Source organism: Micromonospora profundi, from assembly GCF_011927785.1.
In the GTDB taxonomy this organism is placed as follows: domain Bacteria; phylum Actinomycetota; class Actinomycetes; order Mycobacteriales; family Micromonosporaceae; genus Micromonospora; species Micromonospora profundi.
This window is the reverse complement of record NZ_JAATJK010000001.1, coordinates 3,483,472-3,500,000: the sequence shown is the minus strand read 5'-3', so window position 1 is coordinate 3,500,000 and position 16,529 is coordinate 3,483,472. Positions and strand designations below refer to the sequence as shown.

General features: G+C 71.3%; 11 protein-coding genes and 2 rRNA genes (1 of these 13 running past the window's edge). 11 read left to right on the top strand and 2 right to left on the bottom strand.

Annotation, left to right across the window (positions count from 1 at the left end; all coding sequences use genetic code 11):
- The 5 genes from F4558_RS15280 to F4558_RS15255 form a co-directional block, all read left to right on the top strand.
- Nucleotides 1-2,095 (top strand): 23S ribosomal RNA (locus tag F4558_RS15280); it begins 1,016 nt to the left of the window's first position.
- 83 nt (nt 2,096-2,178) lie between these two features.
- Nucleotides 2,179-2,295, top strand: a 5S ribosomal RNA gene (gene rrf / locus F4558_RS15275).
- 305 nt (nt 2,296-2,600) lie between these two features.
- The gene (locus tag F4558_RS15270) at nt 2,601-4,334 is read left to right on the top strand and encodes a hypothetical protein (RefSeq protein ID WP_167944848.1); all 1,734 of its coding nucleotides are present in this window, start codon (nt 2,601-2,603) and stop codon (nt 4,332-4,334) included.
- 20 nt (nt 4,335-4,354) lie between these two features.
- Nucleotides 4,355-5,335: a tetratricopeptide repeat protein gene (locus F4558_RS15265; protein ID WP_312877437.1), complete on the top strand. Its 981-nt coding sequence runs from the start codon at nt 4,355-4,357 to the stop codon at nt 5,333-5,335.
- Nucleotides 5,332-6,357 carry an HAD-IIA family hydrolase gene (locus tag F4558_RS15255; RefSeq protein WP_167944846.1) on the top strand — a complete coding sequence of 342 codons (1,026 nt, stop codon included), beginning with the start codon at nt 5,332-5,334 and terminating at the stop codon, nt 6,355-6,357. The genes F4558_RS15265 and F4558_RS15255 overlap by 4 nt, the downstream gene beginning before the upstream one ends.
- Before the next feature lie 12 nt (nt 6,358-6,369).
- Here F4558_RS15255 and F4558_RS15250 read toward each other — a convergent pair whose 3' ends face one another.
- Nucleotides 6,370-6,708 (bottom strand): SCP2 sterol-binding domain-containing protein, encoded by a 339-nt coding sequence (locus F4558_RS15250; protein WP_053657232.1) that lies wholly within the window; start codon nt 6,706-6,708, stop codon nt 6,370-6,372.
- A 111-nt stretch (nt 6,709-6,819) separates the two neighbouring features.
- Here F4558_RS15250 and F4558_RS15245 point away from each other — a divergent pair, with 111 nt between their 5' ends.
- The 5 genes from F4558_RS15245 (at nt 6,820) to F4558_RS15225 (ending at nt 13,559) form a co-directional block, all read left to right on the top strand.
- Nucleotides 6,820-7,467: a phasin family protein gene (locus F4558_RS15245; protein WP_167944837.1), complete on the top strand. Its 648-nt coding sequence runs from the start codon at nt 6,820-6,822 to the stop codon at nt 7,465-7,467.
- A 143-nt stretch (nt 7,468-7,610) separates the two neighbouring features.
- Entirely contained in the window at nt 7,611-7,802 is a 192-nt protein-coding gene (locus F4558_RS32365) for a hypothetical protein (RefSeq protein WP_334551269.1), read from the top strand.
- Between the two features lie 36 nt (nt 7,803-7,838).
- The gene (locus F4558_RS15235) at nt 7,839-8,696 is read left to right on the top strand and encodes a TlyA family RNA methyltransferase (protein WP_053657229.1); all 858 of its coding nucleotides are present in this window, start codon (nt 7,839-7,841) and stop codon (nt 8,694-8,696) included.
- Nucleotides 8,697-8,796: 100 nt separating this feature from the next.
- Nucleotides 8,797-9,681: an NAD kinase gene (locus F4558_RS15230; protein ID WP_053657240.1), complete on the top strand. Its 885-nt coding sequence runs from the start codon at nt 8,797-8,799 to the stop codon at nt 9,679-9,681.
- 158 nt (nt 9,682-9,839) lie between these two features.
- Nucleotides 9,840-13,559, top strand: a complete 3,720-nt coding sequence (locus F4558_RS15225; protein WP_167944835.1) for a S8 family serine peptidase — start codon at nt 9,840-9,842, stop codon at nt 13,557-13,559.
- A 48-nt stretch (nt 13,560-13,607) separates the two neighbouring features.
- Here F4558_RS15225 and F4558_RS15220 read toward each other — a convergent pair whose 3' ends face one another.
- Nucleotides 13,608-14,657: a helix-turn-helix domain-containing protein gene (locus F4558_RS15220; protein WP_053657226.1), complete on the bottom strand. Its 1,050-nt coding sequence runs from the start codon at nt 14,655-14,657 to the stop codon at nt 13,608-13,610.
- A gap of 111 nt (nt 14,658-14,768) precedes the next feature.
- On the opposite strand from F4558_RS15220, the gene recN reads away from it, so the two are divergent.
- Entirely contained in the window at nt 14,769-16,526 is a 1,758-nt protein-coding gene (gene recN / locus F4558_RS15215; protein ID WP_053657224.1) for a DNA repair protein RecN, read from the top strand.
- The last annotated feature ends 3 nt before the right edge of the window (nt 16,527-16,529 follow it).

Genomic DNA, 16,529 nt, shown 5'->3' with positions numbered 1-16,529 from the left:
GAGCGCGGCAGTGAGACTGCGGGGGATAAGCTTCGTAGTCGAGAGGGAAACAGCCCAGATCACCAGCTAAGGCCCCTAAGCGTGTGCTAAGTGGAAAAGGATGTGGGGTCGCATAGACAACCAGGAGGTTGGCTTAGAAGCAGCCACCCTTTAAAGAGTGCGTAATAGCTCACTGGTCAAGTGGTTCCGCGCCGACAATGTAGCGGGGCTCAAGCACACCGCCGAAGCTGTGGCATTCACATTTTAACCTCGCTTGGACTTGATTCCTTGTGCAGGTGTGTGGATGGGTAGGGGAGCGTCGTGCCGCGAGTGAAGCAGCGGGGTGACCCAGTTGTGGACGCGGCACGAGTGAGAATGCAGGCATGAGTAGCGAAAGAAGGGTGAGAAACCCTTCCGCCGGATGACCAAGGGTTCCAGGGCCAGGCTAATCCGCCCTGGGTGAGTCGGGACCTAAGGCGAGGCCGAGAGGCGTAGTCGATGGACAACGGGTTGATATTCCCGTACCCGCGAAAGAGCGTCCCTGATGAACCTCGTTGTGCTAACCACCCGAGCTGCCTGATGTCTTCGGACGGATGGTGGGGAGCGTGGGAACCTGGCGGGTAGTAGTCAAGCGATGGGGTGACGCAGGAAGGTAGCTGAGCCCGGCCGGTGGTTGTGCCGGGGTAAGCGTGTAGGCCGTGTCGTAGGCAAATCCGCGACACTTTAAGGCTGAGACGTGATGCCGAGCCGATTCAGGTGAAGTCAGTGATCCTATGCTGCCGAGAAAAGCCTCTAGCGAGTTCTTAGCGGCCCGTACCCCAAACCGACACAGGTGGTCAGGTAGAGAATACCGAGGCGATCGGGCGAACTGTGGTTAAGGAACTCGGCAAATTGCCCCCGTAACTTAGGGAGAAGGGGGGCCGGAGACGTGAAGCCCCGCGCGGGTGGAGCGTTGTATGGCCGCAGAGAGCAGGGGGAAGCGACTGTTTACTAAAAACACAGGTCCATGCGAAGAAGTAATTCGATGTATATGGACTGACGCCTGCCCGGTGCTGGAACGTTAAGGGGACCTGTTAGCTCTTCGGGGCGAAGCGGAGAACTTAAGCGCCAGTAAACGGCGGTGGTAACTATAACCATCCTAAGGTAGCGAAATTCCTTGTCGGGTAAGTTCCGACCTGCACGAATGGCGTAACGACTTCCCCACTGTCTCAACCACAGGCCCGGCGAAATTGCAGTACGAGTAAAGATGCTCGTTACGCGCGGCAGGACGGAAAGACCCCGGGACCTTTACTATAGCTTGACATTGGTACTCGAATTAGCTTGTGTAGGATAGGTGGGAGCCGGTGAAGTCCATACGCCAGTATGGGTGGAGGCAATCTTGAAATACCACTCTGGTTGATTTGGGTATCTAACTTCGGACCGTTATCCGGTTCAGGGACAGTGTCTGGTGGGTAGTTTAACTGGGGCGGTTGCCTCCTAAAAGGTAACGGAGGCGCCCAAAGGTTCCCTCAGCCTGGTTGGCAATCAGGTGTTGAGTGCAAGTACACAAGGGAGCTTGACTGTGAGACTGACAGGTCGAGCAGGGACGAAAGTCGGGACTAGTGATCCGGCACTTGCGAGTGGAAGCGGTGTCGCTCAACGGATAAAAGGTACCCCGGGGATAACAGGCTGATCTTCCCCAAGAGTCCATATCGACGGGATGGTTTGGCACCTCGATGTCGGCTCGTCGCATCCTGGGGCTGTAGCAGGTCCCAAGGGTTGGGCTGTTCGCCCATTAAAGCGGTACGCGAGCTGGGTTTAGAACGTCGTGAGACAGTTCGGTCCCTATCCGCCGTGCGCGTAGGATACTTGAGAAGGGCTGTCCCTAGTACGAGAGGACCGGGACGGACGAACCTCTGGTGTGCCAGTTGTCCCGCCAGGGGCACGGCTGGTTAGCTACGTTCGGAAGGGATAACCGCTGAAAGCATCTAAGCGGGAAGCCTGCTTCAAGATGAGGTATCCCACCCACCTTTGGTGGGGTAAGGCCCCCAGCTAGACGACTGGGTTGATAGGCCGGAAATGTAAGCCCGGTAACGGGTTCAGTTGACCGGTACTAATAGGCCGAGGACTTGACTACTAAGCTGCTACGCGTCCACTGTGCAACTCTAGACAAACGAACAAGCCCCGGTTGTGTGGTGTTGTTTGATATGTCTATAGAGTTACGGCGGTCATGGCGGAGGGGAAACGCCCGGTTACATTCCGAACCCGGAAGCTAAGCCCTCCAGCGCCGATGGTACTGCACTCGTGAGGGTGTGGGAGAGTAGGACACCGCCGGACAATCTTCCAGTCGAGGGCCGCCCCAATCCGGGTCGGCCCTCGACTGCGTGGCGCCATTGGTGGCGCAATCAGGAAGGATGTACCTGTGAGTTCAGGACCGCAGGGCGGAGACCGTCCCCGTCGTAACGAAGACGGCTCCGGCGAACGCGACCGCGGTGCGCGGCGCGACGACCGGCCCCCGTACCGGGGAGACCGAGACAGCGCAGGCGGCACCCGAGGCGGATACGCCGGCAGTCGCGACGGCGGTTCCCGTGGTGGTGACCGGGACGGCTCGCGATCCGGAGCCCCGCGTGAGGGTGGCTTCCGTGGTGGTGACCGCGAGGGTGGTTTCCGTGGCGGCGATCGTGACGGTTCGCGCTCGGGTGCGCCTCGTGAGGGTGGCTTCCGTGGTGGTGACCGTCGTGAGGGTGGCTACCAGGGTGGCGGGGACCGTGGTCGTTCCGGCCCGCCGCGCGAGGGTGGCTTCCGTGGTGGCGACCGTGACGGTGGTTTCCGCGGCGGTGACCGCCGTGAAGGTGGTTTCCGTGGCGGCGATCGTGACGGTTCGCGCTCGGGTGCGCCTCGTGAGGGTGGCTTCCGTGGTGGTGACCGTCGTGAGGGTGGCTACCAGGGTGGCGGGGACCGTGGTCGTTCCGGCCCGCCGCGCGAGGGTGGCTTCCGTGGTGGCGACCGTGACGGTGGTTTCCGCGGCGGTGACCGTCGCGAAGGTGGTTTCCGCGGCGGTGACCGCGAGGGCGGTTCCCGTGGAGGCGACCGCGACGGTGGTTTCCGCGGTGGTGATCGTCGCGAGGGCGGTTTCCGTGGCGGTGACCGTGATGGTTCGCGTTCGGGTGCTCCCCGTGAGGGTGGTTACCAGGGTGGCGGCGACCGTGGTCGTTCCGGCCCGCCCCGTGAGGGCGGTTTCCGTGGTGGCGACCGCGAGGGCGGTTTCCGCGGCGGTGACCGTGACAGTGGTTTCCGTGGCGGCGACCGTCGCGAAGGCGGCTTCCGTGGTGGCGACCGTGATGGGTCGCGTTCGGGTGCGCCGCGTGAGGGTGGTTTCCGTGGTGGCGACCGCGACGGTGGCTTCCGCGGCGGTGACCGTCGTGAAGGCGGCTACCAGGGTGGCGATCGCCGTGAGGGCGGCTACCAGGGTGGCTCCCGATCTGGTGCGCCGCGTGAGGGCGGCTACCAGGGTGGCTCCCGATCTGGTGCGCCGCGTGAGGGCGGCTACCAAGGTGGCTCCCGGCCTGGTGCGCCGCGTGAGGGTGGTTTCCGTGGTGGCGACCGCGACGGCGGCTTCCGCGGCGGAGACCGTCGCGAGGGTGGTTTCCGTGGTGGCGACCGTGATGGGTCGCGTTCGGGTGCGCCGCGCGAGGGTGGTTTCCGTGGTGGCGACCGCGACGGTGGCTTCCGTGGTGGCGACCGTCGCGAGGGTGGCTACCAGGGTGGCGGCGATCGTGGTCGTTCCGGTCCGCCCCGTGAGGGTGGCTTCCGGAGTGGCGACCGCGACGGCTCCCGTGCGCCGCGTGAGGGCGGCTTCCGTGGTGGTGACCGCGAGGGTGGCTTCCGTGGCGGTGACCGTCGCGAGGGTGGCTACCAGGGTGGCGGCGACCGTGGTCGCTCCGGTCCGCCCCGTGAGGGTGGCTTCCGGAGTGGCGACCGCGACGGTGGCTTCCGTGGCGGCGACCGTGATGGATCGCGCTCGGGTGCTCCCCGCGAGGGTGGCTTCCGTGGCGGTGACCGTCGCGAGGGTGGCTACCAGGGTGGCGGCGACCGTGGTCGCTCCGGTCCGCCGCGTGAGGGCGGCTTCCGAGGTGGTGACCGCGAGGGTGGTAACCGTGGCGGTGACCGTCGTGAAGGCGGCTACCGCGGTGGGGACCGCGACGGCGGCTTCCGCGCTGATGAGCGGCCGCGTCGTGAGGGCGACTTCCGGCGGGACGACCGTGGCACGGGCTCCGAGTCGGCCGAGGGCGGGCGCAGTTCGGCCCCGGCGTTGCCGGACGACATCGTCGCCACGGACCTCGACAAGGACGTCCGTGCTGAGCTGCTCTCGCTGAACAAGCCGGTCGCCGAGACGGTGGCCCGACACCTGGTCGCCACTGGACAGTTGATCGACGAGGATCCGGCCGAGGCGTTGGCGCACGCGCTGGCCGCCCGACGGCTCGCGTCCCGCATCTCCGCCGTCCGCGAGGCGGTCGGCCTGGCCGCGTACCACGCGGGGGAGTGGCAGACGGCAATCGCCGAGCTGCGTACGTACCACCGGATGAGTGGATTGCAGAGCCACGTGGCTGTGCTCGCGGACTGTGAGCGCGCTCTGGGCCGCCCGGAGCGGGCTATTGACCTGTTCCGTGGCGCCGACCAGGAGAAGCTCGACCAGGCCGTCGCGATCGAGCTGCTGATCGTCGCCGCGGGCGCCCGGGGTGACCTCGGGCAGAAGGACGCCGCGGTCGCGATGCTCCAGGTCCCGGACCTCACCAGTGAGGCGACGGTGCCGTGGACGGCGCGGCTGCGCTACGCGTACGCCGACGCGCTGCTCGCGGTGGGCCGGCGCGAGGAGGCCCGCGAGTGGTTCTCCCGGGCCGCCGACGTGGACACCGAGGGCGAGACCGATGCCGCGGAGCGGCTGTTGGAACTCGACGGCGTGGTCATCGAGGGCGACGACGAGGACGAGGCGGTCGAGGAGATCGCCGCCGGTCCGGGCGCCCCGGGCGCCGTGCCGGCCCAGCCCGACACCGAGCTGGCCGACGCCGATGACGACGACGACGCCGATGACGACGACGACGACGACGATGACGACGACGACGACGACGACGACGACGACGACGACGACGACGACGACGATGACGATGCCGACGACGATGACGATGACGATGACGATGACGATGACGATGACGACGACGATGACGACGACGATGACGACGACGACGGCCGTTCGGACGAGCGGGGCCAGGCTGAGCCTGCTGCCGTCGATCGGACTCCGGCAGCCAGCGACGCCGACGCGGTGAACGACGCGACCGTCCCGGCCCGGGGCGACGAGTCGGAGTCGACGCAGCGGTGAGTACGGACGCCGGGGAGCGGCTGGTCGACGGGTACACCCTTGTCGTCTTCGACCTGGACGGGGTGATCTACCTGATCGACCGGCCGATCCCCGGCGCGGTCGACGCGGTGGCCCGCCTGCACGCCGAGGGGCGATCGGTGGCGTACGCCACCAACAACGCCTCCCGCCGCTCCAGTGACGTCGCCGACCTGCTGACCGGGATGGGTGTGCCGGCTCTGCCGGAGGAGGTGCTCACCTCCGCCGCGGCCGCCGCCGAGCTGTTGCGTGACCGGCTGCCCGCCGGTGCGCCGGTGCTGGTGGTCGGCGCGGAGGCGCTGCGTGCCGAGCTGCGCGCGGTCGGCCTGACCCCGGTCACCCTCGCCGACGAGAAGCCCGCGGCGGTGGTGCAGGGCTATGGCCCGCAGGTCGGCTGGACCGAGCTGGCCGAGGCGTCGGTAGCGGTGCGGCAGGGCGCCATCTGGGTCGCCACGAACACCGACCGGACGCTGCCCAGCGCGCGGGGACCGCTGCCGGGCAACGGTTCCCTGGTGGCAGTGCTGCGGACCGCGTTGGAGCGGGACCCCGACCTGGTGGTCGGCAAGCCGGAGTCGGCGCTGTTCGAGACCGCCGCCCGGCGCAGTGACGGCGGGCGGACCCTGGTCGTGGGGGACCGGTTGGACACCGACATCGAGGGCGCCCGTCGGGCAGGGCTGGACAGCCTGCTCGTACTCACGGGTGTCAGCGGCGTACCCGAGTTGCTCGCCGCTGAGCCGCGGCGGCGTCCGACGTATGTCGCGAGGGACCTGGCGGGGCTCTTCGACCCGGCTGCCGCAGTGCGGGTCCCGGGCGCGGCGGACGCCGGCGGCTGGTCCGTGACGGACCGCGACGGGACGTTGGAGCTGGCCGGTTCGGGCCGGTCGTTGGACGCGCTGGCCGCCCTCTGCGCTGCGGCGTGGTCGGCGCCGGCGCTGCCGGAGATCCGCCCGGTGGGGCCGGACGCGGCCAACGTGCTGGAGAGTTTCGGGTTGCCCACCGGCGGCTGACGAGGACGCCCGTCAGAGCAGCTTGCGCAGCTTCATGAGATCGAACGGGTTGGCCTTGATCGACACCCGGCGGGAGGTCACCGCCTTGGTGACGTCCAGGTCGCCGCGGACCAGGGCGAGCAGGTCGTCGCTGGACGTGCTCAGCGCGATCTTGGCTTTGGGGTCGTCGCCGTCGGCCAGCTCGACAAGCCGGCCGCCGCTGATGCGCCCGTGGAACGCCGTGTCCAGGTCGGTGATGCGGCAGGCCAGCGTCCGCTCCAGGTCGACCTTGTCGCGCACCGTCTCGGCGTTGCGATCGAGGCGCGCGGCCAGGTCCTGCAATGCCTGCCGGCACTCGTCAACGCTGGCCACATCTCCCCCTCGTCGATCGCCATGCCGTCCTCGGCACCGTACCGCACGGGAGCGTCCGGGGCGCCCGGTAGCGTGACACCTGCACACCCCGCCCGATGGAAGGACTCAGGCATGCAGGACGCGTGGCGCGCCTACCTTGAACTGGCCATGGGCCTGGCGGAGGCGCCCCGGAAGAAAGCCCAGGACGCGGTGCGCCGCCTCGTCGGCTCCGGCGGCGCGACCGCCGCCCAACTGCAGGCACTCGGCGAGGAACTTGTCACCACCGGCGCGGCCAACCGGGAGGCGCTGACCAAGCTGGTCCGCTTCGAGGTCGACAGGGCCCTCGGCGCTGTCGGTCTGGCCACCGCCGACGAGGTTGCCGAGCTGACCCGCCGGGTGCGTGACCTGGAACGGCAACTGCGCGAGGCGCGAGCCACCGAGCAGACCACGACGCCCGCCGCGGGACCGGCCACCGAGTCGCCTGCGGGACCGGCCACCGAGTCGCCCGCCCGCCTCACGCCGCAGCCCGACCCGACACGCGTCGCGTCGCCCGACGAGGGTCTGGTGCCGTCGGATGGCCCAGCCGGCGCGCCGGTCTCCGCGCCGGTGGCCAAGAAGGCGGTCGCGAAGAAAGCCGTGGCGAAGAAGGCGGTCGCCAAGAAGGCCGTCATGAAGAAGCCACCGGCGACCATCAGCACCACCGACGACACTCCGACTCCGGCGGTCATGCCCGCCAAGAAGGCGACAGCCCGCAAGCGGCGCCCGGAGGCTGACTCGTGAGTGACGGCGCGCGCCCCGGCCCGCCGTCCGGCATCCGCCCGGGGCAGCCCGCCGCCCGGCCCGGCCCGTCCCCGGCGGCGTGGCCCGGCCCGCCCGCCGCCGCGCGGCCGGGACCGCCGTCCGTGGCCCGCCTCGGGCCGCCGGTGAACAACCGTCCCGCCCCGCCGCCGGACATGGGTGAGGTCGAGGGCGACGCGGCGCGGCACCCGGCGGTCGACGCCGCCGTGCGTGCCATGGCCAACGCGGCGACGCTCGCCCCGGCCGACCAGATCGCGCAGTACGAGGCGGCCTACGAGACGCTCCGGGAAACCCTCGCCACCATCGACCAGACCTGAGCGGACCACCAAGCCCCACGGACCGGAGAACCACCAATGGCACGTCGCAACCGGCTGGACGCCGAACTCGTCCGCCGCGGTCTGGCCCGCTCACGCGAGCAGGCCGCCGCGTTGGTAGAGGCCGGCCGTGTCCAGCTGCGCGGGGTGCGGGCGCGCAAGGCCGCCGCGATGGTCGACCCCGCCGATCCGCTGCTGGTCACCGGAGCGGACCCGGCCGAGGAGTACGTCTCCCGGGGCGGCCACAAGCTCGCCGGCGCGTTGGCGGCGTTCGGCCCCGGTGGGCTGCGCGTCGCCGGCCGGCGCTGCCTGGACGCCGGCGCGTCGACAGGTGGGTTCACCGACGTGCTGCTGCGCGCTGACGCCGCCGAGGTGGTGGCGGTGGACGTCGGCTACGGGCAGCTCGCCTGGTCGCTGCGGACCGACGAGCGGGTCCGGGTGTTCGAACGCACAAATGTTCGTACCCTCGAACCGGCCGCGATCGGCGGGCCCGTCGATCTCACGGTGGCCGACCTGTCGTTCATCTCGCTGCGGTTGGTCTTGCCGGCGTTGGCCGGCTGCACCCGCGACGACGGCGACCTGGCGTTGATGGTGAAGCCGCAGTTCGAGGTCGGCAAGGACCGGGTCGGCGCCGGCGGTGTGGTCCGCGACCCGGCGTTGCGCGCCGAGGCGGTGCTCGACGTGGCCGCGGCGGCGGCGCGGCTCGGTCTCGGCCTGGCGGACGTGGCGGCCAGCCCGCTGCCCGGGCCGAGCGGCAATGTGGAGTTCTTCGTATGGTTGCGCCGAGGCGCGCCATCGGCCGACCCGCAGCGGGTGCGGGCCGTGGTGGCGGCCGGGCCGGATGGCCCGGCGGCCGGCGACGAGCCGGGCTTGGCGGCGGAGGAGGTCCCAGGGTGAACGAGTGGAGCGAGCGTCCCGCCACGGTGCGCGGGACGCGGCGCCGTGGCGGGACGACGTTGGCGGCAGGCAGCCCGGTCGTGGACAGGTGGTCGGGCCGATGAGCCGGACCGCGCTGCTGGTGACCCACACCGGCCGTCGCCGCAGCACCGAGCACGCCCGGTCGGTGGCGGCTGACCTGATCGCCGCCGGTTTCGAGGTACGGGTGGTCGCCGAGGAAGCCGACGACCTCGATCTGCCCGGTGTCCTTCCGGTCGTCGGGCCGGAGGCCGCCGAGGGTGCCGAGATCGTCTTCGCGCTCGGCGGGGACGGCACCTTCCTGCGCGCCGCAGAACTGGCCCGTCCGGCGAAGGTGCCGCTGCTGGGCATCAACCTCGGCAAGGTCGGCTTCCTGGCCGAGGCGGAGATCAACGACCTGGACACCGCGGTCCGGGACGTCGTCGAGCGCAACTACACGGTGAACGAGCGGCTCACCCTTGACGTGACAGCAGAGTTCGACGGTGGCCCGACAATCGAGTCCTGGGCGCTCAACGAGATAAGTGTCGAAAAGGGCGAGCGCGCGCAGATGCTCGAACTGCTCGTCGACGTGGACGGGCGGCCGCTGTCGCGCTACGGCTGCGACGGTGTGGTCTGCGCGACCCCTACCGGCTCCACGGCGTACGCGTTCTCCGGCGGCGGGCCGGTGGTCTGGCCGGAGGTGGAGGCGCTGCTGCTGGTGCCGATCAGCGCGCACGCGTTGTTCAGCCGCCCGCTTGTCACCGCACCCACGTCCACCTTCGTGATCACCGTCGACCCGTTCACCACTCTCGCCGTGCTCTGCTGCGACGGCAGGCGGGTCTACGACCTGCCGCCCGGCGCGCGGGTGACGGTGCGGCGGGGCGCCCTGCCGGTGCGCATCGTGCGGTTGCAGCCGCGACCGTTCACCGACCGGCTGGTCGCCAAGTTCGGGCTGCCCGTGCACGGGTGGCGTGGCAGCCGCCAGTGACCGTGGGGCACACCCTCGGTGTACGGCGGGTGTCCACCTGGCGCCATGTCGCCGCTGCGGCGGTCTAAGGCTAGTGACCTGGTCCTGCGGCGCGCCGCAGACTCCGATCGGTCCTCATCTACGGATGGCGGGCCTACCGGAGTGAAGGAGCGCATCGTATGCACTGGTCCCCTCGCTGGCTCACCGTCGGCGTGGTCGGCGCGCTGGTGGTCGGCCTCGCCGCACCGGCTTCCGCCGAGCCGCCCGCCCCGCCCACCGGCCCGAGCCTGGGCGCGACCGGCCCGGGCGCCGAGCCCGTCCTCATCACCCTCATCACCGGTGACCAGGTGGAGCTGGCGCCCGCGGCCCCGGGTCGGGTCGCCGCCACCGTCCGCCCCGGCCCCGGGCGCGACCGGATCACCTTCCAGACCCTGGAGGTCGACGGCGGGCTGCGGGTCCTGCCCAGCGACGTCCTGCCCTACGTCTCCAGCGGGGTCCTCGACGCGAACCTCTTCGACGTGCAGGAGTTGGCCGCCGACGGGTACGGCGACGCCGCGCAGCGCTCCCTGCCGCTGATCGTGCGCTATCAGGAGCCGGCCGCCGGCCGGGTCCGGCCGCTCGCCGGTGCCACCGACGCCCGACCGTTGGAGAGCATCAACGGCGCGGCGCTGCGGGTGGGCAAGGGTGACCTCGGCGGCCTGTGGACCTCCCTCGTCGGCACCCCGGCGGCCCGGACCACTACCGCCGCCGTACCGCGACTGGGCGGTGGTGTCGCCCGCGTCTGGCTGGACGGGCGGGTCCGTCCCGCGCTGGAGCACAGCGTGCCGCAGATCGGCGCACCGGTGGCCTGGGCGGCCGGTCGGGACGGCGCCGGCGTGAAGGTCGCGGTGCTCGACACCGGCGTCGACAACACCCACCCCGACCTGGCCGATCGGATCGTCGAGGCGCGGGACTTCTCCGGCAGCGGCAGCGCCCGCGACGGCCACGGTCACGGCACCCACGTGGCGGCCACCATCGCCGGCAGCGGAGCGGCGTCCGACGGGCTGCGCAAGGGCGTGGCGCCCGGCGCGCGACTGCTTGTCGGCAAGGTGCTCGACGACGGCGGCTCCGGCAGTTCCTCGGCCATCATCGAGGGCATGGAGTGGGCAGCCCGCTCCGGCGCGAAGGTCGTCAGCATGAGCCTCGGCGGCGACCCCACCGACGGCACCGACCCGATGAGCCTCGCGGTCGACGACCTGACCGCCGAGACGGGTGCGCTCTTCGTGGTCGCCGCCGGCAACGCGGGCGAGGCGCGTACCGTCGGCTCGCCCGGCGCGGCCACCGCGGCGCTCACCGTCGGCGCGGTCGACCGCAACGACAACCTGGCGACGTTCTCCAGCCGTGGCCCACGCCTCGGCGACAACGGCCTCAAGCCCGAGATCACCGCGCCGGGCGTCGGCATCGTCGCCGCGCGGGCCGCCGGCACCACGATGGGTACGCCGGTGGGCGACGCGTACACGACAGCGTCCGGCACATCGATGGCCACGCCGCACGTGTCCGGCGCGGCGGCGATCCTCGCCCAGGAACACCCCGACTGGCCCGCCGCGAAGCTCAAGGACGCGCTGGTCAGCACCACGAAGGCAAACCCGGCGCTCACCGTCTTCGAGCAGGGCGGCGGTCGCGTCGACGTGCCCCGGGCGCTCCAGCAGCAGGTGTACGCCTCGGCCACGGCCGACTTCGGCCGGGTCAGCACCGGCGGTGCGGCGGTCGAGCGGACCGTGACGTACACGAACGGCACGAAGGCCGCGCAGACCCTGCGGCTAGCGTTGGACCTGCGCAACGTCGACACCGGCGTGGCCGAGACCGACGGTGTCTCAGTCGCCGGTGAGGTGACGGTGCCGGCGGGTGCCAGTGTGGCGGTGCCGCTGCGCGCCGACCCGGCGAAGCTGGCCCGTGGGCCGCACGGTGGCTGGCTGGTGGCGACCGGCGCGAACGGTGTCGCCGTGCGTACCCCGGTCGGGCTCACCGTCAGCGGCCCGTTGCACGAGGTCACAGTGAAGGTGCTGGACCGGGACGGTCAGTTGACGCTGTCGCCGGGGTTGACGCTCTTCGGTGAGCAGCCTGAGTCGGACTACTGGGGTTGGTGGCCGGGCGAGGGCACCCTGCGGGTCGAGGAGGGCACGTACCTGCTGACCGCGATGGTCGAGCACGGCGCCCCACTGGACGAGCAGCTGACGGAGGTCATCGAGCCGGAGTTGACAGTCGACCGGGACCTGACGGTGGTGCTCGACGCGCGCAAGGGCACGCCGGTACGCATCGAGACGCCGAAGCCCAGCGAGCAGCGGGCGACGCTCAGCTACTACGTGCACCGGGTGCTGGGCAACGGCCGGCAGATCGACCACGGTGTGATGGCTTTCAGCGCGGTGCAGCAGGTGAACGTCAACCCGACCCGGCGGGTACGTCAGGGCGAGTTCGAGTTCGCCTCGCGCTGGCAGCTCGTCGCGCCCATGGTGGACGCGAAGATCAGCGGGGTGTCCGGTCCGTTGGACATCAACCTCATGGGCGCCTCGCCGGCGCCGACGGGACGGCGCAAGCTGCCGCTGGTCTGGGCCGGCACCGGCAGCCCGGCTGAGCTGACCCGGGTGCGGGGAGCCGCCGCGCTGCTGACGAGCGACCCGGACCGCTCCGAGGAGGAGCAGGTCGCCGCTGCCGCGGGGGCCGGCGCCGCAGCGGTGCTGATCGTCCGGCCTGCGGACTTCAGCGCGTGGACGGTGTGGCGACCCGGCGGGGACCGCCTCGCGATCCCGTCGATGGTGGTGGCGTACGACGACGGGCAGCGGCTGATCGCGGCGGCCCGCAAGGGCCGGACGACGCTGGACCTGACGTTGACAGTGGACAGCCCCTACCTCTACGACGTGTGGCAGGTGTCAAAGGACCGGGTGCCGGAGCGGATCCTGCACACGGTGACGGCGAAGAACACCGCCGAGGTGACAGCGAGCTACGGCGACATGGGCGCGGGCTGGGCCACCGAGCAGCGGTTCGGCTGGCGTCCCTGGCAGGAGTACTCGTGGAACGACGACCAGCGCCTGGTCCGCAACGGCACCACCCGCCAGGAGTTCGTCAGCGCGGGGGACACCTGGTGGCAGCACCGGGTGCTGCACAAGTCGATGTTCATGCAGTGGGGGCAGCTGACCGGCGGTCTGACCCAGGAGCCCCGGCGGTACGCCGCCGACGACCGGAAGGTCGAGACCTGGCATACGCCGGTGGTCCGCCCGGCCGTACCGGCCAGCGGGGTGCAGGTGCCCACCCGCACCGGCGACAACCTCGACCTGCGGGTGCCCGAGTTCGTCGACGCCGGCGGCCACTTCGGCGTGGGCGGCGACAGCGAGGAGTCGGACACGGTCCAGGTCCGGGTCAGCCGGAACGGGCGGCAGATCGCCGACCTCTCCGACGGCTGGGCGTCGGTGCCCACCACCGCCGGGTCGGCCCGCTACCGCCTGGAGATGACCACCCAGCGGTCCTCGGCCGCGTGGCGTTACGCGACCCGGACCGAGACGGCCTGGCAGTTCAGCTCCGCCCGGCCGGCCGGTGACGCGGCCAAGCCGCTGTCGCTGTTGCAGGTGGACTACGGGGTGCCGGCCGACCTGCTCGGCACGGTACGCGGCAACAAGCCGCACCAACTGGGGCTGACGCTGCGCCAGCCGGCCGGTGTTGCCGCGCCGAGCGGCACCAGCGTGACGGTGCAGGTGTCCTTCGACGGTGGCACCAGTTGGCGCACCGTACCGACCAAGGGGTCGGGCACCCGGTACACGGCAACGGTGCCGGCCGGGCGCGGAACGGTGTCGCTGCGGGTGCACGCCGCCGACCGGGCCGGGAACACCGTCGACCAGACGGTGCTCCAGGCGTACGGGCTGCGCTGATCCGGGACGGGGCGGGGCGGCCAGGTGCCGTCCCGCCCCCGTGCGTGTTCAGAGCCAGCCGCGCCGGGCGACCTGGAACGCCAACCCGGGTCGCGTGTCCACGCCCGCGACGGCCATCAGGTCGGCGATCCTGCGCTGCACCGTCCGCCGGCTCACCCCGAGCTGGGAGGCGATGGACTTGTCCGGTACGCCGGCCACGAACAGCGACAGCAGCCGTGCCTCGTCGGCGTCCGGCTGGTAGCTGTCCGCGTGCCGGTCGTCGGCGTGCCTGTTGTCGGTGTGCCTGGTGTCGGCGTCGGCCCGCCGGCCGTCGGCGGCCGCAACGCCGAGCGGGTCTTCCAGCCGCAGCCGGGTGGCCACCCGCCAGTGGCTCTCGAAGAGGGCGAGCAACGCGTCGAGCAGTTGACTGCGGCCGATCACCGCGGCGCTCGGCTCGCCGCCGTCACGGTCGGGCACCAGCGGGCAGATCGCGGTACGGCCGTCCACGATGGCCAGCCGGACCGGCAGACGGTCCAGGACCCGGGCCTGCTCGCCAGCGGCGACCCCCTTTGCCAGGTCGGCAAGCGCACCCGGCTCCAACAGCAGATCCCGCTCGTAGATGGCCCGGTAGCCGACCCCACGGGCCAGCGCGTCGAACTCCTCGACGTTCTCCGGGCCGGCCATCGCCAGAGGGTTCGCCCGGCAGAACCAGAGCACCTCGGTACGCGCCGAGTTCTGCAGATCACGCAGCCGGTCCCGCAGCACACGGGTGCCGCTGATCACCTCGACCAGGTGGTCGACGTGGTGGCGGCGCAGCCCCGCGCGGTACTCCTCGGCCAGTTGGGTGACCCGCAGCCGGGCGGCCTCCAGGTCCTCCTGCCGGCGCAGCAGCGTCGCGCCGAGGGCGACGTCCGGGGCGGTGGGGCGCAACGGGGCGTCCGGATCGCTGTCGGTGGGCTGCACGAGACCCTTGGCCCGCAGCGCCTCGACCTGCTCGATCACTTCCGCCCGGGGCCGTCGCAGCCGACCGGCCAGCTCGTCGACGCGGGCCGTGGTGAGCTGGAGCAGGCAGCGGTACAGCTCCTCCTCGGCCGAGGTCAGGCCAATCACGTCCAACACGGGGCAAGACTGTACGTCGCCTGCGTACGGGCCGTGCCACGGCCCGTCGGCGGGGTTGCGGCTGGCTCGGCGGCTGGTCACTGTCGGCCCACGCGTCTACTGTCGGGTGCTGTGCTGGAAGAGCTGCGGATCACCGGACTCGGCGTCATCGAGGACACCACGCTGCCGTTGACCGGCGGGATGAACGTCATCACCGGCGAGACCGGTGCGGGCAAGACCATGGTGGTGACCGGCCTCGGCCTGCTCTTCGGCGGCCGGGCCGACGCCGGGCGGGTCCGTGCCCAGCCGGGTCGGGCCGTGGTGGAGGGGCGGCTGCGCCTGCGGGGCCGGGCCGCCGACGCCGTGCACGCGCGGATCACCGACGCCGGTGGCGAGCCCGACGAGGACGGGTCGCTGCTGTTGAGCCGCACGGTGACGGTGGAGGGCCGCTCGCGCGCCCACGTCGGTGGCCGGAGCATGCCGGTGTCGATGCTGGGCGAGGTCGGCGAGCAGGCGGTGGCCGTGCACGGCCAGTCCGACCAGCTGCGGCTGCTGCGCCCGGCCGAGCAGCGGGCCGCACTGGACCGGTTCGCCGGCCCGGCGCACGAGAAGCTGCTCGACGCGCTGCGCGAGGCGTACACCGGGTGGCGGCGTGTGGTCGACGACCTTGCCGACCGGCGGCGCAACGCCCGCGAGCGCAACCAGGAGGCCGACCTGTTGCGGCTCGGCCTCGACGAGATCACCAGGGTCGATCCGCAGCCCGGTGAGGACGACGAGCTGAAGACCGAGGCGCAGCGGCTGGAGCACGCCGAGGGCCTGCGGACGGCCGCGCAGGTGGCCCAGATGTGCGTGGCCGGTGGCGTGGACGCGGCCGACGAGACACCGGACGCGGCGGCGCTGCTGGGCACCGCCCGGCGCACCCTTGAGGCGCAGGCCGGCACCGATCCGGCGCTCGGTGAGCTGGCGGCCCGGCTGGAGGAGGCGGCCACGCTCGTCACCGACGTCTCGGCGGAGCTGTCGACGTACCTGGCGACGCTCGACGCGGACCCGGCCCGGTTGCAGCACCTCTACGAGCGGCGGGCCGCGTTGCGGGCGTTGACCCGCAAGTACGCCGACGACGTCGACGGGGTGATCGCCTGGGCCGAGCGGGCGCGTACCCGGCTGTCCGATCTGGACACGTCCGACGACCTGCTCGACGAGTTGGACGCGGAGGGGCAGCGGTTGGCCGTCGAGGTCGCCGACCTGGCGTCGCGGGTGTCGGTGTCCCGGCAGGAGGCGGCGGTCCGCTTCGCCGATCAGGTCACCGTCGAGCTGGCGGGGCTTGCCATGCCGCATGCCCGGATCGAGGTGGCGGTGCTGCCCCGGCCGGCGGGCCGCGCCGAGCCGACGCTCACCGTCAACGGTGTCGAGGTGGGTGTCGCCCCGGACGGCGGCGACGAGGTGGAGCTGCGGTTGCTGGCCCACCCGGGCGCGCCGTCGTTGCCGTTGCAGCGGGGCGCGTCGGGCGGTGAGCTGTCCCGGGTGATGCTCGCCATCGAGGTGGTGTTCGCCGGTTCGGGTGGCCCGCCCACGTTGGTCTTCGACGAGGTCGACGCCGGGGTGGGTGGTCAGGCCGCGGTGGAGATCGGCCGCAGGCTGGCCCGGCTGGCCCGCACCCACCAGGTGCTTGTCGTCACCCACCTGCCGCAGGTGGCGGCATTCGCCGATCGGCATCTGGTGGTGGCGAAGGACACCGGCGGCGCGGTGACGACAAGCGGCGTCCGGGTCGTGGAGGACACCGAACGCGCCCGGGAGCTGGCCCGGATGCTCGCCGGTTTGCCCGACTCGGATCTGGGTATCGCCCACGCGGAAGAGCTTCTCGCAGTGGCGGCGAAGGAAAGGCGGTTGTGACGC